Source organism: Duganella qianjiadongensis, from assembly GCF_009857915.1.
GTDB lineage: Bacteria > Pseudomonadota > Gammaproteobacteria > Burkholderiales > Burkholderiaceae_D > Rugamonas > Rugamonas qianjiadongensis.
Genome location: NZ_WWCM01000009.1, coordinates 60842 through 86431, shown reverse-complemented (window position 1 = coordinate 86431; position 25590 = coordinate 60842). Strand labels below are relative to the sequence as shown.

Genomic DNA, 25590 nt, shown 5'->3' with positions numbered 1-25590 from the left:
TGTTCCAGTTCCGCCTACGTTGCAGCATCAATAAGCAAAAAAAAACTGCCGGGAGCAAGCCTCCCGGCAGTTTTCATACTAGCTTTGCCACGCGCCGCCTGTTGCTGCTCGGGCGGCGCCTTGTACCCGCTTAGAAGTTGTAACGCAGCGAAGCGCTGAAGGTGCGGCCAGTTTCCAGACCTGCGCCAAACACTTTCTTCGAACCGGCGACGAAGCCACCATCTGCAGTCGGGTAGACTTTGTCGAACAGATTGCTGACATTGAACGAACCGGTGATGCCGCCGCCGAAATCGTAGTTCACGAAACCGTTGACCACATAGTGACCGTCGATGGTGGTGGTATTGCCGCCATCGGCGAAGACCTTGGTCTGGCCACGGATGGTGGCGCCGATCACAGCTTTCTCGAACGAGTAGCGTGGCGAGATGGTGTAACGGAATTTCGGTACGCCGCTCGATTCCAGACCGATCACGCTAGGATTGCCCAGATTCGAAGTGAATGGCGCGGTCGAGTACACCATGTTGACGTTCAGCGCGAAGTTGCCCACCGAACCGGCGGCTTCCATTTCCACACCATCCGACTTGTAGCCCACGACGTTCAGCTTAGGACCCTGGTAGTTAGGCTTGGCCGGATCATCCTGACGGGTCTGGTCGTAATCAAACTCTTTGGTGGTCGAGTGGAAGTAGGTCGCCGACAAGCCGTAGGACATGCCATCGGCACGGCCGCGGTATTTCACGCCCACTTCGCTCTGTTTAACCGGAGCCACCGCAGCCGTTGCACCACCAGCGGTCAGCAAACCCGAAGCTGCATCGATGTTAGCCGAGAACAGCAGACGGTCAGCAATCGCACGGTTACCTTCGCTGTAGTGGACGAAGGTGCTCAGGTTGTTATTGACGCGGTAGTTAGCACCCAGCGAGTAGTTGTTGTAACGCACGGTGTAATTGACCAGACCGCGCTGTGCGGTCGGATCGATCAGGTAGACGTTCTTTTCCGCTGCGCTGATCACGCCGTCGCCATTGACGTCATAGGTCTTGCGGCTGCCGGCAGCATAACTACCATCAGCCGAGAACGACTCGCGACGTACGCCGGCGTCCAGATCGACATCGCCCACCGTCATGTTCAGGCCCAGATAAGGTGCCGTGGTGGTGAAGTGGGCATCCACGTCACGCGCGCAGCAGCCGCCCCACTGGTTGTTGTAGCCGGTCAGACCGGCAGTGGTCAGCGCTGCACCGCTGCGATCGAAGGCATCGATCACGGCGCCGTCCTGGCTGGCCTGTACCAGACGCTCGCTGATCGACCAGCGCTGTACCACGTTCTGACGCGAATTGAACAGACCGGCACGCAGATCGAGCGTTGCGCTATCGAGTTTGAACTGCTTGGATACCGACAGGTCGTTAACCAGATTGCCCATATCCGGCGTGGTCACGTTGATGGCAGCACCTTGCGATACCAGCCCCGTTTGCAGGTTGGCGGCGGTGACCGTCTGGCCAGCTTGCGGGCCGTTGTAGTACTTGGCCGTGGTGCCGGCGCCGAAACCGCTCAGCATGTTATCGAGCGTCATGACGTTCCAGAACTGGGCATTGAAAGCGCCCGAGTTGCGCGACATACGGAATTTGTTATCAACGGTGTAGCCGCTATCGAGTTCGTTGTGGAACTCCAGACCGAAGGAGTTCGACTTCGAGGTGATACCGTCGGTCAGCGAAGCATTGCTCACGGTGCGGGTCAGCGGATCGATGCTGGTCACCGACGAGTTGTAGCGCGAGTACTGCGAATCGCGGCTGCCGTCATAGCCAGGCAGCAGCGAGAAGCCGCCGACCGAGCTGCCGTTCTGGCTCGCCTGCAGGAAGGCCTGCGGCGTGGTCGGTGCATGCTCGTCCAGCACCTTGAAGTTAGCGCGCACATAGCCTTTGCCGCCGTTGAATTCTTTGGTGATATTACCCTTGAGCTGGTAGCCGTTCAGAGCGTTGGCAGTGGCGTGGCGCGCGCCTTCGCCCTGACGGTGGTAGCCGCCCAGATGGAAGTACAGGTCCGGTGCCAGCTGGCCGCCGACATCGCCATCCACCCGGGTCTCGTTGTAGTTCAGACCGCGCGTCACGCCGATCGAGCCGCCTTTTTCCTTGCCGGTTTTGCTGATGTAGTTCAGCACAGCGCCCGGCGCCTGCGATGCAAACACGGCCGAAGAACCGCCGCGCAGGGTCTGGATGTGATCGACGCTGTTATCGAAACGGGTCCAGTAGTCATTGTTCGAGAAGTTCATGTCGCCGAACTGTACGGTCGGCAAACCATCTTCCTGCAGCTGTACGTATTTCGAACCGCCCGAGGAGATAGGCAGGCCGCGTACGGTGATGTTGGCGTTACCGCCAGGACCGGCGCCGGCATCGGTACGGATGCCCGGAATCAGCAACATGATTTCGGTTTCGTTGTGGGCACCCAGATTCTTGATCTGTTCCGCGTCGATGTCGGTAACCGACAGCGAGCTGCGCATTTTCGATTTGGCCTGCGAGGTACCGGTCACGATCACCTGATTCAGGTCGAGCTCGCTCGACGTCTTGCCAGCTGCTTGAGCAGCATCCTGGGCTTGCGCAGCGCCACCTGCGACAAAGATGGAACTAACAGCAGCGCAGATGGCGCGTTTCTTCAACGAGTTCATTCTATCTCCTAATAGGTTTTGTGTTAGCCACTTACCGGTTCTGACCGATATCTGACATAACAAATTCTAGCAATGCAAAGGCCTCATTACAATCGTTTTCATAAACTTACTTCTGTTTTTGAAAGTAACTTTTCGACCTTTAGACACTGCCAATAATGCCAAAAACATACGGAAAAATTGTAAAGAAACCCGAATTCAGCCTACAAAAACACAAAAAATCGCTCAAAAAAGAGCATTTAAATGAAATTTTTATTGAAATCATGCAAACCTCTCGAATCATACTACGCTTATGTCCATGCCTTGTCTGTCGGCGTAAAACAACGCTTTATTGAAAATTAATGCAATCGTTTGCAATCTATTTCCAGAGAACCCGGCGTCAGGACTGAAAACAGCACTTGCGGCACAACCGACAATCTGCGGCGCCGTCAAAACAAAACGGCCAGCCCATCAGGGCTGGCCGTTTATCAGGCGTGAAAAATACTGCCGGCGTATGTTAATGGGAAACTGCCAGTACACGCGTTTTGACCTTCAGCACGGCCAGCGCACCGCACAGCATCAGCACACCTGCCAGCCGGATCACGTTTTCCGGATTGCCGCCCAGCAGACTCTGGTAGTACAGCGGCAGCGTGAAGATCTGGATAATCATCGGAATCACGATAAACATATTGAAGATACCCATATAGACGCCGGTGCGCTCGGGCGGGATGCAGCCGGCCAGCATCACATACGGATTGCCCATGATGCTGGCCCATGCCAGACCGATGCCCACCATGGGTATGAACAGCAGCAGCGGATTGTGAATCTGCGGGATCAGCAGCATGCCTGCACCGGCCAGCGCGAGGCAGACACTGTGGCTGCGTTGCGGGCCATAACGGCGCGTGAACGGCACCATGGCCAGCGCCCCCACAAAGGCTATCGCGTTATAGAACGCCCCCACCTGACCGGTCAGCAGGCCCGCATCGCGGAAGCCTGCGGAAGCCGGGTCGGTAGTGCCATAAATAGTGGTGGCCAGCGACAGCATGATGTACTGCCAGTAGCAGAACATGGCGTACCACTGGAACAGCTTGACCCAGGCCAGCTGCTTCATGGTGTCGGGCATTTCGCGCACGGCGCTGGCCACATCGGCCAGCGTATGGCGCCAGCCGCTGGGCTGGGCGCGGATGGCGTCCAGCTCGGCTGGCGTGAGCGGCAGTTCCGGCGTGGTTTTCAACGTCCACAGCACGGAGCTGATGGAGAACACCGCGCCGATCAGAAATGCCACGATCACGATATGGGGAATGTGGTGGCTATTGACGGCATCCTTGTTCATGCCGGCCCATACCAGCAGCGACGGCGTCAGATAGGCCAGCGTCTGGCCCAGCCCCGTAAACGCGCTCTGGGTCAGAAAGCCCAGACTATGCTGCGACGGGTCCAGCTTGTCGCTGACGAAAGCGCGGTAAGGCTCCATCGTCACATTGTTGGCCGCATCGAGTATCCACAGCAGGCTGGCCGCGAACCACAGCGTGGGGCTGAACGGCATGGCCAGCAGGCCCAGACTGCACAGGATGGCGCCGATCAGGAAATAGGGCGTGCGGCGGCCCCAGCGCGTGACCGTGCGGTCGCTCATGGCGCCGATCAGCGGCTGCACCAGCAGCCCTGTCATGGGGCCGGCCAGCCACAGGTAAGGCAGGCTGGCTTCGTCGGCGCCCAAGTATTTGTAGATCGGGCTCATGCTGCTCTGCTGCAGACCGAAGCTGAACTGAATACCGAAGAAACCGATATTCATATTGATGATCTGCCAGAACGACAGGCGCGGCTTCATGCCTGCGCTCCCTGCTGCCAGGCCGCCAGCCACGGTTTGTAAAACGCCAGATCCTTAGGCACGGCGCCAGCCACGCCGCAGATGGCGCCGGCAAAGGCATTGGCACGGTCCAGCGTCAGCGCCAGCGGCCAGCCCTGCGTCTGGCCATACAGGAACACGGAAGAAAACGCATCGCCTGCGCCCACCGTATCGACAATCTGCGCCGGTGCGGCAGCTGGCGTGCTGGTGGTCACCACACCATCGGCACTGAAGTGCATGGCGCCCCGTTCGCCTAGCGTGACGATCATACCCTGCAGGCTGAAAGTGCGCATCAGATTGAAGCAGGCATCGATCATTTCCTTGCTATCCATGGCGCTGGTGCCGGGCTGGGTGTGGGTGTACCAGCGGAACAGGTCTTTCAGCTCATCCTCGTTCACCTTCAGCACATCGGCCAGATGCAGCGATTCGAAAGCGCAGCGTTCGGTCACCTGACCCTCGCGCACATTCAGGTCCAGATAGCGCTGTGCCGGCGTGGTTTCGAGCAGCGCGCGCAGGGTGCCGCGCGAGCACGGATGACGCTGCGCCATGGTGCCGAAATAGATGGTAGCCGGTGCCGCCTGCTTGAGAGCCGTCAGCGCGGCGGAAGCTTCCACATAGTCGTAAGCCTGATCGGGCAGGATGATGAAGCGGTGGCCGCCATCGTTACGCTCCACCACCACCCGCCCGGTCGGCGCCACCGGATCGCTCTGCAGACCGGCCTCGCTCATGCCGAAGCGCGAGAACTCGCTGCGCAGCAGCACGCCGTTCTGGTCCTGCCCCACCCGGGTAATCATCAGCGTAGCGGCACCGAAGGCCGCCAGATTGCGCGCCACATTGAACGGCGCGCCGCCCACGACCTGCTCGGTCAGGAAATCATCTACCAGTGCTTCGCCGAACACGGCGATGGTTTGTCGTCTCATGGTTATTAGTCTCCGCGTTCCAGCCAGTGCAGCGCGTATGGCGCCAGGGTTATTGTGCCGTCCAGTATGGCGCCACTGATGCAGTCAGTCCAGCGCCCCGCCAGCGGGTAGCTTTGAGCTTCGGCGCTGAAGTTCATCAGCGCGCGGAAGCCATCGCCGCGTGCCAGCGCCAGCACGCCAGCCGGCGCATCGGCCAGCAGCGTGCGCGGGGCATGCGCCGCCAGTGCAGCACGCGTCTGGCGTGCCTTGACCAGCGCCGTCAGCCCCTGATACATGCGCCCGGCCGGCGTAGCAGCTTCGTGGCGCTGCAGCCAGCGCTGGCGGTCGAAGCGGGGCCGCTGCAGCCAGCGGCTATCCATCGCATGCTGGGGACGCTGCAGATAGCTCTCGTCGTTTTCCATCGCCAGCTCGTCCCCCATGTAGAGCACCGGCAGCGCACCAAAGCTCAGCGCCAGGCCATGCAGCAGCAGCATGCGGCGCATGGCCAGCTCGCGCTCCTGTTCCGTCTGTGCCGACTGCAGGCCGGTCAGCGCAGCGGCCATGCCGTTGCTGCCATGAGCGGCATTCGGATCACTGCTCTGGAACGCGGCGCCACGTGCATAGCTGCCTTCCGCACCGCTGAAGAAACGCGCCACCCGCGCCAGCCGCGCTGCACTATCGGCGCCCGCTTCGGCGCGCAGTACATTCCAGCCTATGTCGTCATGACAGCGCACATAGCTGAGCCATGTCGCTGCGGGCGGCAGCTCCGGCGTATTGGCAATCACGGCGCGCAGCACTTCGGTATTCTGTTCGGCCAGCCCCACCCAGCCCGCCGCCATCAGGCTGCTGTGATAGGCGATGTGGCATTCCGCCGCGCTGGCGCTACCCAGATAGGCCGGCAGTTCGCGCGTCGGCACGATAGCTTCGGCTTTCAGCAGCACACCCGGTGCGACGATATCGACGATGGCGCGCAGGGCTTGCAGCAACTGGTGCGCTTCCGGCTGGTTCATGCTGTTGCTACCCACGCGCTTCCACAGGAAGGCAGTGGAATCGAGGCGGAACACTTCCACCCCGCGATTGGCCAGCCGCAGCAGGGCAAGCGCCATTTCCGCAAACACTGCCGGATTGGCGTAGTTGAGGTCCCACTGATACGGATAGAAGGTGGTCCAGACCCAGCCGCCAGCAGCCGCCACATGGCTGAAGTTACCCGGTGCCACCTGCGGGAAGACCTGTCCCAGCGTCGCTTCGTACTGGTCCGGCATGGTGCGGTCGGGGAAGATATGGAACATCGCCCGCGCAGCGGCATCACCGGCCCGGGCGGCCTGGGCCCACAGGTGGTCGTCGGCCACGTGATTCAGGATGAAGTCCGAGCACAGGCTGATGCCGGCGCCGCGCAGCGCCATGGTCAGCGCTTCCAGATCGGCGTTGTTACCCAGCGCCGGTTCCACATCATCGAAACTGGTGACGGCAAAGCCGCCATCGTTTTCGCCGGCGCGCGCGCGCAGGAAAGGCAGCAGGTGCAGGTAGCGTACGCCCAGTTCCTGCAGATACGGAATCTGTTCGCGCACGCCAGCCAGCGTGCCGCCGAAGTTATTTACATAGCTGCAATAGCCCAGCATCTGCTGGCTGAGGAACCAGTCCGGCCGGGACGCACGCTCGGCATCCAGCGCCCGCAGGGCCTCAGGGCGTGCCGCATACAGCGTCCCCAGACTGGCCATCAGGGCGCCATACCAGCTATCGAAGTCGGCCCGCCCGCCATACAGGCCAGCCAGCAGCCGCTGCAGCGTGGGGGCTGCTACGGCCAGCCGTTGCGCCGCCTGGGCTTGCAGATGTTCCGGCAAAGCCGCCAGCAGGCGGTCTGTCATCAGCTCAGCAGACATAGTTCGAACCACCCGGTTGGAAGTGGCCGCGGGCGGCAGGTAGGCATGCGAGGGGCAAAGATAGTTCCATGATCGTCTTCACAATGTTGTCGTTGCTTTGCCCTTGATGGCAGGCAATTGCTGCATTATGAAGCCGAACAAAAATTTATGCAATCGATTGCATTGCGCGATGCAATATGCCATCCGGCGCCCTGTTGCGCGAGAACAGGAGCGGTAAAACCAGACGGTACAGGGGAAAAATCGCTGCTGTCTGTGTTGCGCAGCAGCAAAAAAAGATGCTAGGGCGGGGTCAGACGCAGTTGCTGCTTTCCCGCACCATCAGCTGGGTCGGCAACTGCATCGATGGCGCAGGACGGCCTTCGATCAGTTCCAGCAGGGCAGCCACCAGCGCCCGCCCTGCTGCGCGGATAGGCTGGCGTATGGTCGACAAAGGCGGATGGAAGTAGCTCGACAGTTCGATGTCGTCATAACCCACCACGGCAATCTGGCGCGGCACATCGAGCCCCAGCGTGCGCAGGGTATTAATGGCCGTCATGGCCAGCAAGTCGCTGCCGGCAAAGATCGCATCAAAGCGCACATCGCGCCGCATCAGTTCCTGTACAGCCTGGCGGCCGCTATCGGGCAGGAAGGCCACTGACACCTGCAAGGCCGGATCGACGGCCAGACCGGCCCGCTGCAACGCACGGCAATAGCCTTCGTAGCGCAGCGCCACCTCGGGCAGATTGATGTCGCCGAAGAAGGCGATACGCTGGCGCCCCTGCTGCAGCAAATGGGTCGCTGCCAGATCGCCGCCAGAGACATTGTCGCCTCCCACGGTGCAATACAGCTGCTGCGGCAATTGCGCACCCCACACCACGATGGGCACATGGCGTGCCGCCAGCTGGTTCAGCTGGTCATGATGGCGCCACTGGCCGATCAGCACGATGCCGCTGACCCGGCCCGTATCGAACGGCGCAGCGGCCGCATCGAGTTCCTCCGCATCGACGCGCGACACCAGCATATCGAAGCCCTGCTCCGTCAGCGCATCGGCCAGACTGCCCAGCATGGACAGGAAGAACGGGTCGGACAGATGCTGGCGCGTGGCCGAATCGTAAGGGATCACCACACCGATGGTGCGGTTCTGCTTCAGGCGCAGGTTCTGCGCACCGATATTGATGGTGTACTTGAGCGAACGCGCCAGCTCCATGATGCGGGTGCGGGTTTCCTCGTTGACCAGCTTGCTGCCGGCCAGCGCCCGCGACACGGTGGACGTCGACACGCCGGCCAGCCGGGCGATATCGGCCATCTGCAGGCGCTGCTGGGTAGGCGTGGAGGAATTGTCAGGTGGCGTGTTGGCACTCATCTTAGGCTTGCGGTATCGTATCCTTGAAAGACTGGCGTTCGGACAGTTTATCGTACAGGCGCGCCAGATTCGGATGGCTGCCGCGCCAGTCGATTTCAGGGAAACGGAAGCTGAGCCAGCCCAGCATACAGCCCACCGCCACGTCCGCCAGCGAATAATGGATGCCGGCGCAATAAGGCGATTCGCCCAGCCGCGCGGCGACCACTTCCAGCCCCTTGTGCACTTTGCGCATCTGGCGCTCTATCCACTGCTCGCTCTGCAGCTCGGGCGGACGCTGGGTGCGTTCCAGCCGCACCAGTATGGCCGCATCGAGCACGCCATCGGCCAGCGCTTCCCAGCACTTGATGTCGGCCCGCTCGCGCCCGTTGGGCGGCAGCAGCTTGCAGACCGGCGTCAGGGTATCGAGATATTCCACCATCACGCGCGAATCGATCAGGACATCGCCATCTTCCATGATCAGGCTAGGCACTTTGCCCAGCGGATTGAGTTGATCGATGGTCGTGTCGGCAGCCCACACGTTTTCCAGCACGAACTGATAATCCAGCTTTTTTTCTGCCAGCACTACGCGTACTTTGCGCACATAAGGACTGGCGAGGGAACCGATGAGTTTCATAAATGCTTAAAGTGGTCGATCAGACTTCAGTATAACATCGGCGGATCGACGGGATGAGCGGCGGCCAATGGTAAAATCACGTTTTGCGCATTTCCGCGCTGTATGCATTGTTGTTATCTTAACCCCCCCGCCTCCTAGTCCACCATGACCACTACTCCTTACTCCACGCTGTCGGCCCTGTCGCCGCTCGATGGCCGCTATGCCGGCAAAACCGATCTGCTGCGCCCCATCCTGTCTGAAGCCGGCTTCATGCACCACCGCGTCAAAGTAGAAATTTCCTGGCTGCAAGCACTGTCGCAAGCCGGTTTTGCCGAAATCCAGCCATTCTCGGCGGCCGGCAACGCCCTGCTGGACAAGCTGGCCAGCGACTTCAGCGAAAGCGATGCGGCCCGCATCAAGGAAATCGAAGCCGTCACCAACCACGACGTCAAAGCCGTGGAATACTGGCTCAAGGAACAGGTCAAGGACGTGCCGGAACTGGTGGCAGCGTCGGAATTCATCCACTTCGCCTGCACTTCGGAAGACATCAACAACACCTCGCACGGCATGATGCTGAAAGCCGCGCGTGATCAGGTCATGCTGCCGTCGCTGCGCAACGTCACCGCCAAGCTGAAGGAAATCGCGCTGGCCAACGCTGACCTGCCCATGCTGTCGCGCACCCACGGCCAGACCGCCAGCCCGACCACCCTGGGCAAGGAAATGGCCAACGTGGTAGCCCGTCTGCAGCGCGCCATCGTGCGCATCGAGCAGGTAGAAATCCTCGGCAAGATGAATGGCGCTGTGGGCAACTACAACGCCCACCTGTCGGCCTACCCGTCGTTCGACTGGCCGGCCTTCTCCAAGGCCGTGATCGAGCAGCGTCTGGGTCTGGTGTTCAATCCTTACACCATCCAGATCGAACCGCACGACTACATGGCCGAACTGTTCGACGCCTTCGCCCGCGCCAACACCATCCTGCTGGACCTGAACCGCGACATCTGGAGCTATGTCTCGCTGGGCTACTTCAAGCAGAAGCTGAAAGCGGGCGAAATCGGTTCGTCCACCATGCCGCACAAGGTCAACCCTATCGACTTCGAAAACTCGGAAGGCAATCTGGGTCTGGCCAACGCCGTACTGAAACACCTGTCGGAAAAACTGCCGGTCTCGCGCATGCAGCGCGACCTGACCGATTCCACCGTGCTGCGTAACATCGGCGTGGGTCTGGGCTACACCCTGCTGGCCTACGACAGCTGCCTGCGCGGCCTGAACAAGCTGGAAGTCAACCCGCAGCGTCTGGCCGCCGATCTGGATGCCAACTGGGAAGTGCTGGCCGAGCCGGTGCAGACCGTGATGCGCCGCTACGGCATCGCCAACCCCTACGAGCAGCTGAAAGAACTGACCCGTGGCAAAGGCATCTCCAAAGACGCCCTGCGCGAGTTCATCACCGGTCTGGCCATTCCGCAGGAAGCCAAAGATCTGCTGCTGGCCATGACCCCGGCCAACTACACCGGCATCGCCGCCCAGCTGGCCAAAGCCATCTGATCGCGCCGATAAAAGTAGCCTTCTAGCAAGTACGACAACAACTTGCTATACACTAGCCCCCGCGACCACCGTTGCGGGGGCTTTTTTCATGGGCTCTGCACGCTGCGCATTTCTTTGGTATATTAGTCCTAACACGTACTATTTTCCGGAGCAACTGTTATGCAACGCTACACCAAAACGGCCATCGCCCTGCACTGGCTGATCGCGCTACTGATCATCGCCGCCTTCTGCCTCGGCGTGACCATGGTCGATATTCCCGGCTTTACCCCCACCAAGCTCAAATACTTCTCCTGGCATAAATGGCTGGGCGTGACGGTGCTGGGTCTGGCCGCCATCCGCCTGCTCTGGCGCTTGTCGAATAAACCGCCGGCCGCGCTGCCCATGCCGCGCTGGCAGCATGTGGCGGCCGAAGGCATGCACCACCTGCTGTATCTGCTGATGTTTGCCGTGCCTGTTTCCGGCTATCTGTACAGTTACGCAGCGGGCGTGCCCGTGGTATATCTGGGCCTGTTCCAGATGCCCGCCGTGATCGGTCCCGATCCGGCACTTAAGCCCGTTTTAAAGACCGTTCACTATGTTCTGACCATGACGATGGCAGGCGCTGTGGCAGCGCACGCACTGGCCGCCATCAAGCATCATCTCATCGACCGCGACGCCACGCTCAAACGCATGCTGCCCTAACCCTAGATACTGACCACGGAGCCTCCCATGAAAACCCTGCCTAAAATCGCCCTCGTTACGCTGCTGGGCATCACTCTCGCCGCCAGCGCCGCCGCGCTGAAAACTGATCCGGCCAAATCGACCGTCAGCGCCACCTTCAAGCAGATGAACGTGCCTATCGAGGCCAAGTTCAAGCAGTTCAGCGCAAGCATCGACTACGACGCTGCCAAGCCTGATGCTGCCAAGGCCAGCGTGGAAATCACTATCGCCAGTTTCGATCTGGGCGATCCCGAGTACAACAAGGAAGTGACCAAGAAAGAATGGTTTAACGCGGCCCAGTTCCCCAAAGCCAGCTTCGTCTCCACCGCCATCAAGAGCGCCGGTGCCGGCAAGCTCAATGTCACGGGCAAGCTGACCATCAAAGGTAAAACGGCCGATGTGACCTTCCCGCTCACCGTCAAGACCGAAGGCGGCAAACAGATCTTCGAAGGTGCGCTGCCTATCAAACGCCTGAGCTACAACATCGGCGAAGGCGAATGGAAAGACACCAGCATGGTCGCCGACGATGTCACCATCAAATTCCACGTCACTGCGCAATAAACCCACTAGGAGACTTACTGCATGAAGAAACAGATCATTATCGCGACCCTGCTGGCAGCTTCGGCCACTTCGGCCATCGCGGCAAGCTACAACATCGATCCCTCGCACACCTATCCGAGCTTCGAAGCAGATCACATGGGCCTGTCCATGTGGCGCGGTAAATTCGACAAGACCAGCGGCACCGTGACCATGGACCGCGCCGCCAAAACCGGCACACTCGATGTCACCATCCAGGCCGATTCGATCGACTTCGGTTTCGAGAAAATGAACACCCACGCCAAAGGCGCGGACATGTTCAACATCGAGAAATTCCCAACCATTAGCTACAAGAGCAAGCACTTCAAGTTCGACGGCGAGCAGCTGGTAGGCGTGGAAGGCGAACTGACCATGCTGGGCGTGACCAAGCCGGTCAGCCTGACGGTGGACCGCTTCAAGTGCATCATGCACCCGCGCTACAAGCGTGAAGTCTGCGGCGCCAACGCCACCGCCGAATTCAAACGCACCGACTTCGGTCTGAACTACGGCACTCCGGCCTTTGCGCCGGAAGTGCGTCTGGCCATCCAGATCGAGGCCATCAAAGCCGACTAATCAGGGTACCACCAGCCACAGGGCAGGCCACGCCGCAGTGCAGACTGCGCGTGCCCTGCCCTTTTTTGTTGTTACAAAAAATCAACACTGCTATGTATTTCACGGATTAGCGATTTTGCTATACTCGCGCCGTTGTGCCCTCTATCCCCTTTAGGATCCGATAAAAATGCAAAAGACCCTGATCGCGCTTGCCATCCTGAGCGCAAGCGCAGCCCATGCCGACGAAGGCATGTGGATGCCGCAACAGCTGCCACAAGTAGCCAAGCAACTCAAAGCCGCCGGCCTGAAACTCGATCCCGCCACCCTGACCAAACTGACCGAATTCCCCATGGGCGCCATCGTCAGCCTGGGCGGCTGCTCGGCTTCCTTCGTTTCGCCGCAAGGTCTGGTAGCCACCAACCACCACTGCGTGTACGGCAGCGTGGCACACAACTCCACGCCGGAGCGCGATCTGCTGGCTAACGGCTTCCTCGCCCACAATCTGGGGGAAGAACTGCCGGCCGCACCGGGCAGCCGCATTTTCGTCACCAAAGCCGTGACCAATGTGAGCAAGCAAGTGGTAACTGCCGAGGTCGCCAAACTGAGCGGCAAGAAGCGTAGCGATGCAATCGAAAAGAACATCAAAGCGATACAGGCAGCCTGCGAACAGGATGCCGGCCACCGCTGCACCGTCTCGTCCTACTACGGCGGTCTGGAATACTATCTGATCAAACAGCTGGAAATCCGCGACGTGCGTCTGGTCCATGCACCGCCAGCCGGCGTGGGCAAATTCGGCGGCGACACCGATAACTGGATGTGGCCACGCCACACGGGCGACTATGGCTTCTACCGCGCCTACGTCAGCAAGGATGGCAAAGCGGCCGACTACAGCAAGGACAACGTTCCCTACATCCCGCAGCACTACCTGAAACTGGCCAAGAAAGGCAGCAAGGAAGGCGACTTCGTGATGGTACTGGGCTACCCCGGCCGCACCAACCGCCACCGCCTGCCATCGGAAGTGGCGTTCACCTTCGACTGGAGCTATCCGGCGTTTGTAAAATCGTCGGCGGAGAGTCTGGCCATCATCGCCGACACCACCAAGGACAACAAGGACACCGCCCTCAAATACGCTTCGCAGGTAGCCAGCATCAACAACTACTACAAGAACCGTCAGGGCATGCTGGACTCCTACGCCGGCAGCGATATGCTCAAGCGTAAAACCGCCGAGCACGAAGCGCTGAAAAACTGGATTAACGCCAACCCTGCACGCAAGGCCGAATATGCGGGCGACATCGAGCTGGTAGAAAAGCTGATCGCCCAGCGCGACGCCGAAACCAAACGCGATTACTTCCTGTCCTCGTCCAAGCCACGCCTGCTGAACACCGCACGCATGCTGTACCGTCTGGCCAACGAGAACACCAAGCCGGACGCCGAGCGCAAAGTCGGCTATCAGGTGCGCGATGTGCCGCGTATCAAAGCGTCGGTGGCAGCGCTGGTGCGTAACTACGACGAGAAGGTCGATCAGGCACTGGTGATCAATAGCCTGAGCAAATACGCCGCCCAGCCAGCGGCAGAACGCAATGCCGCCTTCGACGCCGCCATCGGCATCAAGGACGGCATGAGCAAGGCCGAACTGCAAGCCGCGCTGGAAAAACTCTACGCCGGCAGCAAACTCGGCGACGCCGCCGAACGCAGCAGCTGGATAGGCAAAACCCCGGCCGAGTTCAAAGCCAGCAACGACAGCTTCATTCAGGCTGCCGTGGCCCTGTACGAGCCGGGCATGAAAGAAGAGGCGGACGAAGAAGAACTGGGCGGCAAACTGCAGCAGGCTTATGCCAACTACATGAAAGCCAAGATCGCCTTCATGCAGAGCAAAGGTCAGGCCGTGTATCCGGATGCAAACAGCACCCTGCGCGTCACCTTCGGCAAAATCGCCGGCCGTGACCACGGCGCCGACGGCACCACCTGGACCGCCTTCACCACCGTCAACGGCGTCGCCGCCAAAGCCACCGGTCAGGGCGAGTTCAATGCACCGCAAGCCCAGCTGGCTGCCATCAAGGCCAGGGACTTCGGCAAATACGTCGACCCTATCCTGAAATCGGTGCCGGTCGCCTATCTGGCCACGCTCGACATCACCGGCGGCAACTCCGGTTCGGCTGCGCTGAACGCCAAGGGCGAGTGGATCGGTCTGGCCTTCGACGGCACGCTGGACTCCATCATCTCCGACTGGGACTTCAACAAGGCCAACACCCGCGACATTCAGGTGGACCTGCGCTACATCCTGTGGAACATGAAGCACGTGGATCACGCTGACAATCTGCTCAAAGAAATGAACGCAGAATAAGCCTGATGCACTTCCCCCAAACCACGCCCCGGCAACGCGGCGTGGTTTTTTTGCGTCCGGCCTGCCCGCGCAGTTTGCGCTACTATGTGGGCTCCCTTCCACACTTCGAGGAGTTGCCATGTCTGCTAAAAAAATCGCTGTGATCGTGGGTAGCCTGCGTAAGGATTCCATCAACCGCAAATTTGCCCACGAGCTGATGGCCATGGCGCCCGCAACGCTGTCCATGCAGATCGTGGAGATCGGTGAACTGCCGCTCTACAATCAGGATCTGGAAGAAAACGGCGCCACCGCACCACAGGCATGGCAGACCTTCCGCCAGCAGATGAGCGGCATGGATGGCGTGCTGTTCGTCACCCCCGAATACAACCGCTCCGTGCCCGCCGCCCTGAAGAACGCCATCGACGTGGGCTCGCGCCCTTATGGCAGCAGCATCTGGAGCGGCAAACCGGCTGCCATCGTCAGCGTCTCGCCCGGCGCAACGGGCGGCTTCGGCGCCAATCACCATCTGCGCCAGTGCATGGTGTTCCTCGATATGCCGCTGCTGCAGCAGCCGGAAGCCTATATCGGCGGCGCTACCAAACTGCTCGACGACAACGGCAAAATCAACAACGACAGCAGCCGCCAGTTCCTGCAGAAGATCATCGACGCCTATGCAGCATGGGTCGCGAAGACCTCGAAAGTCTAAAACGATCCAGATCGATCTATTCGAGTCTAGAACGCTCTAATCGGCACTAGAACCTCCGGCACTCTAGCGCCGCACCGGCTTGAAATGATGGCCGGCAGCCGTCAGGGCGACCGGCACGGTCTCGCCTGCCGCGGTCAGGCCGCGCAACGCCAGCAATTGCGGCGTCTGCCCATGCGGTAGCAGAACCAGATCGGCCCCCGGCAGGCGTTGCCCCAGCGCCTGCGCGTCGCTCTGCGCCAGCGGCAAACAGCTCACGTAGAGCCGGTAGCTAGCCCGCCCGTTTCCCATGTCGAGCATGAAGCCTGCCAGCTCGCTACTACCGGCGCCACCCGGCAAAGCCGTCACCCGCAGCCGTACAGGTCCCTTATTCAGATGCAGCGCATCCCATAACTGCATGGGATACAGTGCAGGCAGTGGTGCAGCTGCCACAGCCGGTGCGCGCTCGTCGGCCACCACGATCACGGGCAATCCGCCCCGCGCAGACAGCGGCGCAAAACCTTCGTAGCGCCCGCTCGCTGCCGGTGTCAGCACCAGCAGGTCGGCCTGCGGCCATTGCGCCATCGCCTCGGCGCTATAGGCTTCCGCATCCGCCCCCAATGCCAGTATGCGCAGCCCCTGAAAGCTGATCAGCGCCAGCCCCTTGCCGGCCAGCTGTACCTGCCCTGCCGGCGGCGGCGCAGACCGCAGCGGCGCGCTATCGAGCGCCAGCACATAACGCGGCCCCACTTGCGCCACGCCCAGCCGGCAGCCGAACACCAGCAGCGCCAGCACGCCCAGCGCACGCCAGCCATAGGCCTGCGCCATCTGCTGCCGCCATGTCCTGATATATGCCATGATCGTGCCCATGTTGCGCTCCCGGTCGGTACGGACCGCCAGTACACCACCTCGGCAAACATTCAATATTGAAGCAGAGCAACCTTCCCCGCACGCTGCCCTGGCGTCGCTCAAAAAGTGGGCACGAATGATACAATTCCGCCCGCAGCAGCGCTCCATCCGGCTCACAAGGCTGGCCAGCGCGTTTTTTCCCACTACCCCGAGATCCAGACCTGCCATGCACCCAGAAATGCCCACGCCCTATGAATCAGGCAATCAGAATCAAACCACCTTGTGGTCGGAATGCATAGCGTTCTACCAGACGCTAGCCCAGCGTTTTCCGCAAGTGCTGCGTTTCGAACAGATCGGCGTTTCCGATGGCGGCATACCGGTGCACGCCGGCGTGGTGAGCGCAGACGGCGAATTCGACCGCAACATCATCAAGGCTACGGGCCGTCCCGTATTCTTCAACAATAACGGCATCCATCCGGGCGAACCGGAAGGCGTCGATGCCTGCATGGCCATGGTGCGCGACCTGTGCTACCAGCCGGAACTGCTGGCGGCGCTGGGCAAAACCGTGCTGCTGTTCGTCCCGCTGTACAACGTCGACGGCGCGCATAACCGCTCGAATACGTCGCGGGTGAATCAGGATGGCCCCGAGCAGTTCGGCTTCCGCGGCAATAGCCGCCACCTCGATCTGAACCGCGACTTCGTCAAGTGCGACACGCTCAACGCGCAGATCTTCAACCAACTGCTGACCAGCTGGGACCCGGACGTGATGGTCGATACCCACACCTCCAACGGCGCCGACTACCCGTACACCATGACCCTGATCCATACCCAGGCCGACAAGCTGGGCTACGGTCTGGGCCCCTTCCTGCGCGACACCATGCTGCCCCATATCTATCAGCAGATGGAAGCACGCGGCTGGCCTACCTGCCCTTACGTCAATCCGGTCAAGGACTCGCCGGACGACGGCATCGCCGAATTCCTCGAAGTGCCGCGCTTCTCGACCGGCTACGCCGCCCTGCACCATGTGATCGGCTTCATGCCGGAAACCCACATGCTCAAGCCTTTCAAGGACCGCTACGCATCGATGCGCGCGCTGGTTGATGTCACGCTGGCCTTCACCGTGCAGTACGGTGAACAGATCCGCGCCCTGCGTGCCGAAGCACGCGCGCAGGCTGCCGCTGCCAGCGCATGGGCCGTGCACTGGCAGCTGGACGAAAGCCAGCCCTCGACCTTCCGCTTCAAAGGCTATGCGGCCGTGCGCAGCCCTAGCAAGCTGGGTAACTATATGCGCCTGTCCTACGACCGCAGCCAGCCGTGGGAAAAGGATATCGCCTACTACAACCGCTTCATCCCCGATACCACCGTGCGCGCCCCCAAGGGCTACGTGATTCCGCAGGCATGGCGTGAAGCCATCGAGCGCCTGCAATGGAACGGCGTGGAAATGGCCCGCTTCGACGAAGCTTCCACCATCGAAGCCCAGTACTACCACATCAAATCGGTACGCTCGCGCCCGAATGCCTACGAAGGCCATATGTACCATGACGAGGTGGAAGTCGAAGCGCGCACCGGCAGCTTTACCGTGCAGCCGGGCGACTACTTCGTGCCGCTCAAGCAGGACAAAGCCCGCTACGCCGTCGAAACTCTGGAACCGCAAGGCCACGATTCCTTCTTCCGCTGGGGCTTCTTCAACAGCGTACTGGAAAAGAAGGAAGCCTATTCCGATTACGTGTTCGAAGATCTGGCGCTGGACATGCTGGCCAGCGAGCCTGAACTGAAAGCCAGGTTCGAGGCATGGAAAGCCGCCCATCCGGAACTGCTGTCGGACCAGAGCAAGGTACTCGACTTCATCTTCGAAAACGGCGCCCGCCACGCCGAACCGGAATGGCGCCGCTATCCGGTGCTGTCGGTGTTCTAAAGTCCGTCACGGCCTGCTAGCCCGCACCCGCTTGCGGCTAGCAGCAAGCATCATCGCAGCAGAAATACCCGCAGCGCGGCAGGGCCTACCCGGCCGCCGCGCCTGCCATGATTAGACCTTATGTACGCTGCGGCGATCCCGCCGCGTGCATGCCCGCTGCCCACAAGACCACAGCCATGCACTACGCACTCAACCTGCGCACGTTCTTCTATAGCCATTACTTTTATCTCGGCCTGCGTTTTGCCGCCGGGCTGGTAGGCGTCACCCTGTTCACTTTGCAGTTCGCCAGTCTGGAAACCGCCATGACGGTCTGCATCGGCGCGCTCTGCACGGCGCTGATGGATATGCCCAGCCCCCTGCGCCACAAGTTCAACGAGATGAGCGCCTCGGTACTGCTGTGTAGCGCCGTGACGCTGCTCATCAGCCTGAGCGCGCCGCTGCACTGGCTCCTGATGACGATGCTGGTGGCCATCAGCTTCCTCGCCTGCATGATGATCGTGTACGGCAAAAAATCCATGCCGCTGCAACTGGCCACGCTGTTCATCATGACCATGTCGATGGAACACGCGCTGACGGCCCGTCAGGCCTTCATCCATACCGGCCTGTTCACACTGGGTGCACTGGCCTATCTGGCCTATGCCATGGGCATCTCGTGGCTGCTGCGCCACCGCATCAAACAGCAGGTGCTGGCCGAAGCCCTGTTCGAACTGGCCGCCTACATCGACATCAAGGCCGACTTCTACGACAGCCGCTACAACCTGAGCGAACAGTTCAACAAACTGGTACGCCATCAGAGCTTGCTGGCCGACCGTCAGCAGGCGGCGCGCGACCTGATCCTGCGCAGCCACCAAAATCGCAAGGACGCCATCGTGGTGCAGACCCACGTCTGCATGCTCGATCTGTATGAGCTGATTCTCTCTACCCACACCGACTACGCCCAGCTACGCCTGCATCTGGCCGATAGCCCCGTGCTGAAAACCCTGCACGATCTGGCCTACAAGGCGGCACGCGATATCGAATCAGTGGCCTACGATGTCACCCGCGACAAGCCGTCCTACCCCGAAATCAGCTACCACGCCGAGCTGGCTGCGGTGGAAGCAGAGCTGGCCGCCCTGCAGCAGCGCGTCAGCGAGGGCAAGCCCGCACATGAAGCGCTGGCTGTGCTGCGCGCCCAGCGCAACAAGATCCGCGCCATCATCCAGATGATAGGCGAGCTGCACGCCGCCAGCCAGAAGGTGGCCGACAGCACGCCGTTCTGGGTGGATGCCGATATGGGGCCCTTCCTGTCGCAGCAGAAGTACGAACTGCGCATGATCCTGTCGCACCTGCGTCTGGAATCGCCCATCTTCCGCTTCTCGCTGCGGGTGGCTATGGCGATTACCGTGGGGCTGGCTATCGCCTCGTGGCTGCCGTATGCGGCGCACAGCTACTGGATCGTGCTCACCATCGTCATCATCCTCAAGCCCAGTTTCAGCATGACCAAGCAGCGCCGCAGCGACCGCATCGTCGGCACCGTCATCGGCTGCGTCATCACGGCGCTCATCATCCAGTACCTCAACTATCCGGCGGCGATACTGGGCTTTCTGATACTGGCGACCGTGGCCACGCCCACCTTCATCTACCTGCGCTACCGCTATGCCGCCATCGCCGTCAGCGTGATGATCCTGCTGCAGATGCACCTGATCGCACCGGGCAACCACGAACTGATCATCGAACGGCTGGTCGACACCTTCGTCGGTGCGGCCGTGGCGACAGCCTTCAGCTTCGTGCTGGCCAACTGGGAGTACCAGTCGCTGCCCCGGATGGTCCATGAAGTGCTCAGCGTCAGCCTGCGCTACATGCAGGCCAGCGCCGATCTGCTACAGGGTAAAGGCTCGGACGATTTTGCCTACCGCATCGAACGCAAACGCCTGATGGACAGCCTCGCCGCCTTAAATAGCGCACTGGTACGCATGCTGGACGAACCGGCCAGCAAACAGCGCGCCGTGGAAGACATCAACCTCTTCATCGTGCAGAACTACCTGCTGGTGGCCCACGTGGCGGCGCTGCGCGCCATCGTACGCCGTCACGTCAGGGAGATCCCGCAGCAGGCACTCAATGCCATGCTGGAGCACAGCCATGCGCAAGTGAGCGACATCCTGCAGCGGGCCATCAGCAAGGGCGCGGGTAACAGCCAGCGTTCGGGCACGGCAAGCGGCAAGCATCAGCCGCCCGCCAGCCACATTGCACCAGTCGCCGGCACTGGTCAGGACGACAACATCCACTGGTCCGGCTGGCCGCTGGTACAGCGCCGCGTGCGGTTGCTGCAAGCCGATGCCGCCAAGATCGTGGTGCACAGCGCCGCCATTCTGCGCGACGTAGAATAAGGCCTGCGCCAGCAAAGATTGCGCCAGACTGTTACTATTGGTCGCATGACTGCTGCAACGCCCGCTTCTTTCAGCCGTAACGATCTGTTATCGGCCCTGCTCGTCGTCCTCATCTGGGGCACCAATTTCGTCGCCATGAAGATAGGTCTGCGCGACCTCACACCGTTCCAGCTAGGTGCTGCGCGCTACATCTTTGCCGTGCTGCCGCTGATCCTGTTCCTGCGCCCGCCCAAAATGCCGGCCCGCTGGATCATCGCCTACGGCCTGTGTCAGGGCGTGGGCCAGTTCGGCCTGCTGTTCCTGTCGCTGCGGGTCGGCATGTCGGCCGCGCTGGCCTCGGTGATCCTGCAGACCCAGGTATTCTTTACCGCCTTCTTCGGTTTTGCCCTGCTGCGCGAACGCGCCAGCCGCGCCCTCAAATACGGCCTGCTGCTGGCTGCACTGGGACTGATCTGCTTTGCCATGAACTATCTGGGCAGCGGCCATGCGGGCGGCACCAATGCTGCCGGTTTCGTCCTGTGCCTGTCGGCAGCAGCCATGTGGGCCGCCTCGAATATCGTGGTGCGCCGCGCCCAGCACCACACCCCGCAATTCGATGTGGTGAACTTCATGGTGTGGTGCAGCCTCGTGCCCATCCTGCCCTTCATCGGCCTGACGCTGGCCTTCGATGCGCCGGAAACGCGCTGGCACTGGGTACAAGCGCCGCTGGCCACGTGGATGTCCGCGGCCTATCTGGGCTGGATGGCTACCATCCTCGGCTACGCCATGTGGACCCGACTGCTGAAACGCCATCCCGTCAACCGCGTCGCGCCATTCAGTCTGGGCGTGCCGGTAGTCGGCATCGCGGCAGGCATGATCGCGCTGGGCGACGTCATCACCGGCTGGCAATGGGCTGGCATCAGCCTGATCGTGGCCGCCCTGCTGTGCACCATGTTCGGCGGCCGCTGGCTCAAATCCTGAACCCGCCTGCTACTTCAGGCCGCGAGCGAGCAGACCCGGTTGCGGCCATCCTGCTTGGCGCGGTATAGCATGGCGTCGGCCTGCTGCAGCATCGCTTCCGCACTGCCGGCCTGCAGATCGGCCGCCACCCCTATACTGATCGTCACCGCCAGTCGCGGATTCAGCTCCTGCCACGGATGCGCCGCAATCAGCTCACGCAGCTTGTCGCACAACGCCGCCGCCTGCGCCAGACCGGTTTCGGGGAAGGCCATCACAAACTCTTCGCCGCCATAGCGTGCCACCAGATCGCTCTCGCGCATGTGCGCGCGGAAGATTTCGCCCACCGCCCGCAGCACGGCGTCGCCGGTAGCATGGGTGTGCTGGTCGTTGATGCGCTTGAAGAAATCTATATCGGCAATCACCACGGCAAATGGCCGCTGATAGCGTAGCGCATGGCGATACAGGCTGGCCGCCTGCTCGTCGAAATAACGCCGGTTATGCAGTCCGGTCAGCGCATCGCGCACACTGAGCTCGCGCAGCTGATCGGCCTGCGTGCTGATGGTACGGTGGGAATCCTGCAAGGCTTCGTGGCTGCGTGCCAGTTGCGCGCTCATTTCATTGAAAGCGCGCGCCAGCAAAGCCACTTCGTCGTGCCCTTCCACCGGCACGTTCTGGCGTAAGCTGCCTTGCTCGATGGCGCGCACGGCGCTGATCAGATGCCGCAGCTGCCGGCTCAGACCACGGCTCAGTAGCACGCCCAGCGCCAGCGCCAGCAAGGCTGCACCGCTGACGCCCGCCCACAGGGCTTCGTTCATGGCGTCCAGATACTGCTGCTCTTCCTTGCTCGGGGTGAGCACGCCTTCCGGCGAAATATAGGCCGCAACCTTGCCGTTGACCATCACCGGACGCGCATCCCGCCGCGCCGCCTGCGGCAAGGGCTCGCCGGGCCGGTACACGCCCGCGCCCAGCAGCACGGCGAAATCCTGATCGGCCAGTATGAAGTGGAAGGGCGCATCACCATCGGCGCGCGGGGGCGGCGGACCACGGCGATCTCGCAGCAGTTCGGGCGGCGGCAGATGGTCAGCCGGTGCCGGACGTACGCGCCGCATATACAGATCGAATGGCTCGGCCTGATTGGCCGCCTGCCAGCTGCCATAAGGACGTAAGTAATCACTCACTGCGCTGTAAAAATGCTCTGCAGCGGCCTGACGCCGGATAATATCAACCTTCTTGCCCAAGCCATACGACGCCAGTCCGCCCACCATGGCCACCGAAGCCAGTCCCGTGAACAGCAAAGCCAGCATAAGTTTGGTGCGTAAGGACATGGTTTCCCGCCAAATTATTGTCAATCCGGCAGCAATCATACCCGTACGGTGGGTCGCTGGAGAAAATTTTTCAGCTTAAAAAATAGCCGTGCGGCACTACTTTTTCATAGGGAAAACCCACCAGTTATATGCTTTATTTATGCCAAGTATCATAAATCAAAAGTTTATTTATTACTGAACTAGCCCCATACTGCACTGCAACAAACGAAGATATGGAGCTAATCATGAGCACGAGCAAACTGACCTACACCGAATTCGCCCACACCGGCTATCTGAGCAACGTGGCAAGCGCTGCGCGCCAGTTGCTGGCCGCACTGCTGGCTGTGAAGCCGCGTAGCGCTGCTGTCGAAACGGTCGTCGCGCAGCCAGTCTCGACCGCATGGCTGCACAGCCTGGCTCAGGATTGCGAGCGCCATTCCCCTAACCTGTCGGCCGAGTTGCGCTTCATGGCGTCGCGCGGTTAATTGAAGTCAATTTTCTACGGAGAAAAACTATGCTGACCATCATCGAAAACCTGCCTGCTGCCATCGCTCTGTCCGGCCTGCTGCTGCGTCTGTATCTGGGCGCCGAGCCACAGACCGAAGAGTAAGCGCAGCGCCGGCCCTTGCAGGCCGGCCCCGCAAACAGAAAAGCCGTTCAGTGCAAACTGAACGGCTTTTCTGTTTGCGCAATTCGTGCGCAGCCTATGCATCGATGGTGGTAAAACAAAAAACATCGACTGAATACATTGCTCGGCAAACCTCAAATATGAAAGATCAGATCTGGCTACTGATTTGCGGACTAGGCTGTGCCGGGGCTGCATGGGTTTACTGGCACTATCTGGACACGTATGCCGCCCCTATTCTGATACTGGCTACACTCGTTTCACTACTGGCAGACAATATCCGTTTGCGGCGCAAACTACGCGAAACGGGGCGCAAGACCTGATCCGTGATCACCACGCTCAGACCTGCGCCCCGCCACTACGTCGCGCTTGCGCTTCGCAGTATCTACATCCTTATCAACCGGCCTTATTCAGCCGCGAATGGCGCATGCCATACAGCAGATAGGTCACGATCGCCGCACTCATCCAGATAACGAAGATGGTGTAGGTGGTCATCGACAGACCGAACATCAGATACAGGCAGGCGCCGATGCTCAGCCCCGGCACCACATACGGGCCGAACGGCACGCGGAAGCCCGCCACCGCAGGCTCGCCCGCTTGCATAGCACGACGGCGCATCACCGGCACTGCCAGCGACACCACGATAAACGCCGTCAGCGTGCCCATGCTGACCATATCCCACAGGAAGGTGGCATCGACAAAGCCGGCCACCAGCCCCACCACCGCGCACACAATCAGCGTGTTGCGCACTGGCGAACCGGTACGGGCGCTCACCTTGTTAAACGATGGCGAAATCAGGCCATCCTTGGAAATCGCATATAGTATCCGCGTCTGGCCGTAGATCGTCACCAGCGTCACGCTGAACACAGAAATCACCGCGCCCGCCGACAGCACCAGCGCTGGCCAGGTCTGCCCCGTCACATTCTGCAGAATCACGGCCAGCCCCGCTTCCTGACCGGCGAATTTGTACGCCGGCTGGGCGCCCATGGCCGCTACCGCCACCAGCATATAGAACAGCGTGACGATGCCCAGTGCGGCCAGTATGCCGATCGGCACATTGCGCTTGGGATCGCGCACTTCCTCGCCCGCCGTCGCCACCGTATCGAGACCGATAAACGAGAAGAACACCGTCGCTGCCGCCGCCGTCACCCCGGCCATGCCGGTGTAGTGCGCGCCATTATCGGGGCTGAAGAAAGGATGGAAGTTGTTGATATCAAAGCCGGAAAACGCGATCACCACGAAGAAGATCAGAATCGCCAGCTTGATCAGCACCATGATGGCATTGGTCGTGGCCGACTCCTTGGCGCCGCGCACCAGCAGGATGCAGCACAGGGTCACCAGCAGCATGGGCGGCAGATTGATATTCCCGCTATGGATTTCGATGCCCTTGGGCGTGGAAACGATCAGCGGCGAACGCAAGGCATCGGCAATATGCCAGCCAAAGGCATTATTAAGGAAATTATTCAGATAATCCGACCAGCCGATCGCCGTGGCACTGGCCGCCAGCCCGTATTCAAGCAGCAGACAGGCCGCCATGATAAAGGCGAGGAACTCGCCCACCGTGGCATAGGCAAACGAATACGACGAACCGGACGCAGGAATGCGGAACGACAGTTCGGCATAGCACAGCGCCGTCAGCCCCGCCGTAATGGCAGCGATCAGGAAGGACAGCACCACCGACGGGCCAGCCTTGGGCACAGCTTCCACCATGGTGAAGAAAATCCCGGTGCCGATGGTGGCGCCTACCCCGATCATGGTAAGGGGAAACAGGCCGATCGACCGATGCAGACTATTGCTACTGGTAGGAGCAGATTCTTGATGATGGCTGACCGGCTTGGTACGGGTCAGTTTCTGGACCAGCGTTTGGTTCACAGGCATTCCTTGTGGGAGGTTGGTACGGGCAAAAAACTTAGCGATTATAGGCTGTTCCCGCCCGCGACTCTAAAGTTTGTGTGTGTTAAAAAACAACTCACTTTTATCCCGCACCACCACTGTGCATTGCCGGTTACACCTGCTTACTTTTGATACAGCGTAATGTC

19 protein-coding genes are annotated in these 25590 nt (G+C 60.7%); 10 read left to right on the top strand and 9 right to left on the bottom strand.

The genetic code is table 11. The features are described from left to right. Positions 1 to 130: 130 nt before the first annotated feature. From GTP27_RS14070 to GTP27_RS14045, 6 genes are all read right to left on the bottom strand, one after another. Positions 131 to 2647 carry a TonB-dependent receptor domain-containing protein gene (locus GTP27_RS14070; protein ID WP_161039807.1) on the bottom strand — a complete coding sequence of 839 codons (2517 nt, stop codon included), beginning with the start codon at positions 2645 to 2647 and terminating at the stop codon, positions 131 to 133. Between the two features lie 493 nt (positions 2648 to 3140). Continuing rightward, positions 3141 to 4448, bottom strand: coding sequence for an MFS transporter (locus tag GTP27_RS14065; protein ID WP_161039806.1), 1308 nt, complete (start codon positions 4446 to 4448; stop codon positions 3141 to 3143). After that, positions 4445 to 5386, bottom strand: coding sequence for a PfkB family carbohydrate kinase (locus tag GTP27_RS14060; RefSeq protein WP_161039805.1), 942 nt, complete (start codon positions 5384 to 5386; stop codon positions 4445 to 4447). Before GTP27_RS14060 ends, GTP27_RS14065 begins: the two co-directional genes overlap by 4 nt. A 5-nt stretch (positions 5387 to 5391) precedes the next feature. Next, on the bottom strand, positions 5392 to 7245 hold the full coding sequence (locus tag GTP27_RS14055) for an alpha-amylase family glycosyl hydrolase (RefSeq protein WP_161039804.1): 1854 nt from the start codon (positions 7243 to 7245) through the stop codon (positions 5392 to 5394). A 289-nt stretch (positions 7246 to 7534) separates the two neighbouring features. Beyond that, positions 7535 to 8587, bottom strand: coding sequence for a LacI family DNA-binding transcriptional regulator (locus GTP27_RS14050; RefSeq protein WP_161039803.1), 1053 nt, complete (start codon positions 8585 to 8587; stop codon positions 7535 to 7537). Position 8588: 1 nt separating this feature from the next. Further along, positions 8589 to 9200 carry a glutathione S-transferase N-terminal domain-containing protein gene (locus tag GTP27_RS14045; RefSeq protein WP_161039802.1) on the bottom strand — a complete coding sequence of 204 codons (612 nt, stop codon included), beginning with the start codon at positions 9198 to 9200 and terminating at the stop codon, positions 8589 to 8591. A 144-nt stretch (positions 9201 to 9344) separates the two neighbouring features. On the opposite strand from GTP27_RS14045, the gene purB reads away from it, so the two are divergent. The 6 genes from purB (at position 9345) to GTP27_RS14015 (ending at position 15577) form a co-directional block, all read left to right on the top strand. Then, complete coding sequence (gene purB, locus GTP27_RS14040) at positions 9345 to 10721, top strand: adenylosuccinate lyase (protein WP_161039801.1); 1377 nt, start codon at positions 9345 to 9347, stop codon at positions 10719 to 10721. 159 nt (positions 10722 to 10880) lie between these two features. Continuing rightward, positions 10881 to 11402, top strand: coding sequence for a cytochrome b (locus GTP27_RS14035; protein ID WP_161039800.1), 522 nt, complete (start codon positions 10881 to 10883; stop codon positions 11400 to 11402). A 27-nt stretch (positions 11403 to 11429) separates the two neighbouring features. Then, on the top strand, positions 11430 to 11981 hold the full coding sequence (locus GTP27_RS14030; RefSeq protein WP_161039799.1) for a YceI family protein: 552 nt from the start codon (positions 11430 to 11432) through the stop codon (positions 11979 to 11981). Positions 11982 to 12002: 21 nt separating this feature from the next. Next, the gene (locus GTP27_RS14025; RefSeq protein WP_161039798.1) at positions 12003 to 12569 is read left to right on the top strand and encodes a YceI family protein; all 567 of its coding nucleotides are present in this window, start codon (positions 12003 to 12005) and stop codon (positions 12567 to 12569) included. A gap of 166 nt (positions 12570 to 12735) precedes the next feature. Continuing rightward, on the top strand, positions 12736 to 14892 hold the full coding sequence (locus GTP27_RS14020; protein ID WP_161039797.1) for a S46 family peptidase: 2157 nt from the start codon (positions 12736 to 12738) through the stop codon (positions 14890 to 14892). Positions 14893 to 15010: 118 nt separating this feature from the next. Then, the gene (locus GTP27_RS14015; protein ID WP_161039796.1) at positions 15011 to 15577 is read left to right on the top strand and encodes an NADPH-dependent FMN reductase; all 567 of its coding nucleotides are present in this window, start codon (positions 15011 to 15013) and stop codon (positions 15575 to 15577) included. Between the two features lie 63 nt (positions 15578 to 15640). Here GTP27_RS14015 and GTP27_RS14010 read toward each other — a convergent pair whose 3' ends face one another. Then, on the bottom strand, positions 15641 to 16423 hold the full coding sequence (locus tag GTP27_RS14010; protein ID WP_229633882.1) for a hypothetical protein: 783 nt from the start codon (positions 16421 to 16423) through the stop codon (positions 15641 to 15643). A gap of 205 nt (positions 16424 to 16628) precedes the next feature. Between GTP27_RS14010 and GTP27_RS14005 the strand changes: the two genes are divergently transcribed. The 3 genes from GTP27_RS14005 (at position 16629) to GTP27_RS13995 (ending at position 21643) form a co-directional block, all read left to right on the top strand. Then, positions 16629 to 18317 (top strand): M14 family zinc carboxypeptidase, encoded by a 1689-nt coding sequence (locus tag GTP27_RS14005; RefSeq protein WP_161039795.1) that lies wholly within the window; start codon positions 16629 to 16631, stop codon positions 18315 to 18317. A gap of 176 nt (positions 18318 to 18493) precedes the next feature. Continuing rightward, positions 18494 to 20683, top strand: coding sequence for an FUSC family protein (locus tag GTP27_RS14000; RefSeq protein WP_161039922.1), 2190 nt, complete (start codon positions 18494 to 18496; stop codon positions 20681 to 20683). A 45-nt stretch (positions 20684 to 20728) separates the two neighbouring features. Next, positions 20729 to 21643, top strand: a complete 915-nt coding sequence (locus GTP27_RS13995; RefSeq protein WP_161039794.1) for an EamA family transporter — start codon at positions 20729 to 20731, stop codon at positions 21641 to 21643. 14 nt (positions 21644 to 21657) lie between these two features. Here the strand turns inward: GTP27_RS13995 and GTP27_RS13990 are convergent, their stop codons facing one another. Further along, a complete protein-coding gene (locus GTP27_RS13990) occupies positions 21658 to 22947 on the bottom strand; it encodes a GGDEF domain-containing protein (RefSeq protein WP_161039793.1) in 1290 nt (429 codons plus the stop codon). Positions 22948 to 23171: 224 nt separating this feature from the next. Here GTP27_RS13990 and GTP27_RS13985 point away from each other — a divergent pair, with 224 nt between their 5' ends. Then, entirely contained in the window at positions 23172 to 23411 is a 240-nt protein-coding gene (locus tag GTP27_RS13985) for a hypothetical protein (protein WP_229633880.1), read from the top strand. A gap of 536 nt (positions 23412 to 23947) precedes the next feature. Here GTP27_RS13985 and GTP27_RS13980 read toward each other — a convergent pair. Beyond that, complete coding sequence (locus GTP27_RS13980) at positions 23948 to 25423, bottom strand: APC family permease (protein WP_161039792.1); 1476 nt, start codon at positions 25421 to 25423, stop codon at positions 23948 to 23950. Positions 25424 to 25590 lie beyond the last annotated feature (167 nt).

Coding starts and splice junctions, on each gene's coding strand:
- GTP27_RS14070 (WP_161039807.1), bottom strand. CDS start 2,647: ATGAACTCGTTGAAGAAACGCGCCATCTGCGCTGCTGTTAGTTCCATC.
- GTP27_RS14065 (WP_161039806.1), bottom strand. CDS start 4,448: ATGAAGCCGCGCCTGTCGTTCTGGCAGATCATCAATATGAATATCGGT.
- GTP27_RS14060 (WP_161039805.1), bottom strand. CDS start 5,386: ATGAGACGACAAACCATCGCCGTGTTCGGCGAAGCACTGGTAGATGAT.
- GTP27_RS14055 (WP_161039804.1), bottom strand. CDS start 7,245: ATGTCTGCTGAGCTGATGACAGACCGCCTGCTGGCGGCTTTGCCGGAA.
- GTP27_RS14050 (WP_161039803.1), bottom strand. CDS start 8,587: ATGAGTGCCAACACGCCACCTGACAATTCCTCCACGCCTACCCAGCAG.
- GTP27_RS14045 (WP_161039802.1), bottom strand. CDS start 9,200: ATGAAACTCATCGGTTCCCTCGCCAGTCCTTATGTGCGCAAAGTACGC.
- purB (WP_161039801.1), top strand. CDS start 9,345: ATGACCACTACTCCTTACTCCACGCTGTCGGCCCTGTCGCCGCTCGAT.
- GTP27_RS14035 (WP_161039800.1), top strand. CDS start 10,881: ATGCAACGCTACACCAAAACGGCCATCGCCCTGCACTGGCTGATCGCG.
- GTP27_RS14030 (WP_161039799.1), top strand. CDS start 11,430: ATGAAAACCCTGCCTAAAATCGCCCTCGTTACGCTGCTGGGCATCACT.
- GTP27_RS14025 (WP_161039798.1), top strand. CDS start 12,003: ATGAAGAAACAGATCATTATCGCGACCCTGCTGGCAGCTTCGGCCACT.
- GTP27_RS14020 (WP_161039797.1), top strand. CDS start 12,736: ATGCAAAAGACCCTGATCGCGCTTGCCATCCTGAGCGCAAGCGCAGCC.
- GTP27_RS14015 (WP_161039796.1), top strand. CDS start 15,011: ATGTCTGCTAAAAAAATCGCTGTGATCGTGGGTAGCCTGCGTAAGGAT.
- GTP27_RS14010 (WP_229633882.1), bottom strand. CDS start 16,423: ATGGGCACGATCATGGCATATATCAGGACATGGCGGCAGCAGATGGCG.
- GTP27_RS14005 (WP_161039795.1), top strand. CDS start 16,629: ATGCACCCAGAAATGCCCACGCCCTATGAATCAGGCAATCAGAATCAA.
- GTP27_RS14000 (WP_161039922.1), top strand. CDS start 18,494: ATGCACTACGCACTCAACCTGCGCACGTTCTTCTATAGCCATTACTTT.
- GTP27_RS13995 (WP_161039794.1), top strand. CDS start 20,729: ATGACTGCTGCAACGCCCGCTTCTTTCAGCCGTAACGATCTGTTATCG.
- GTP27_RS13990 (WP_161039793.1), bottom strand. CDS start 22,947: ATGTCCTTACGCACCAAACTTATGCTGGCTTTGCTGTTCACGGGACTG.
- GTP27_RS13985 (WP_229633880.1), top strand. CDS start 23,172: ATGAGCACGAGCAAACTGACCTACACCGAATTCGCCCACACCGGCTAT.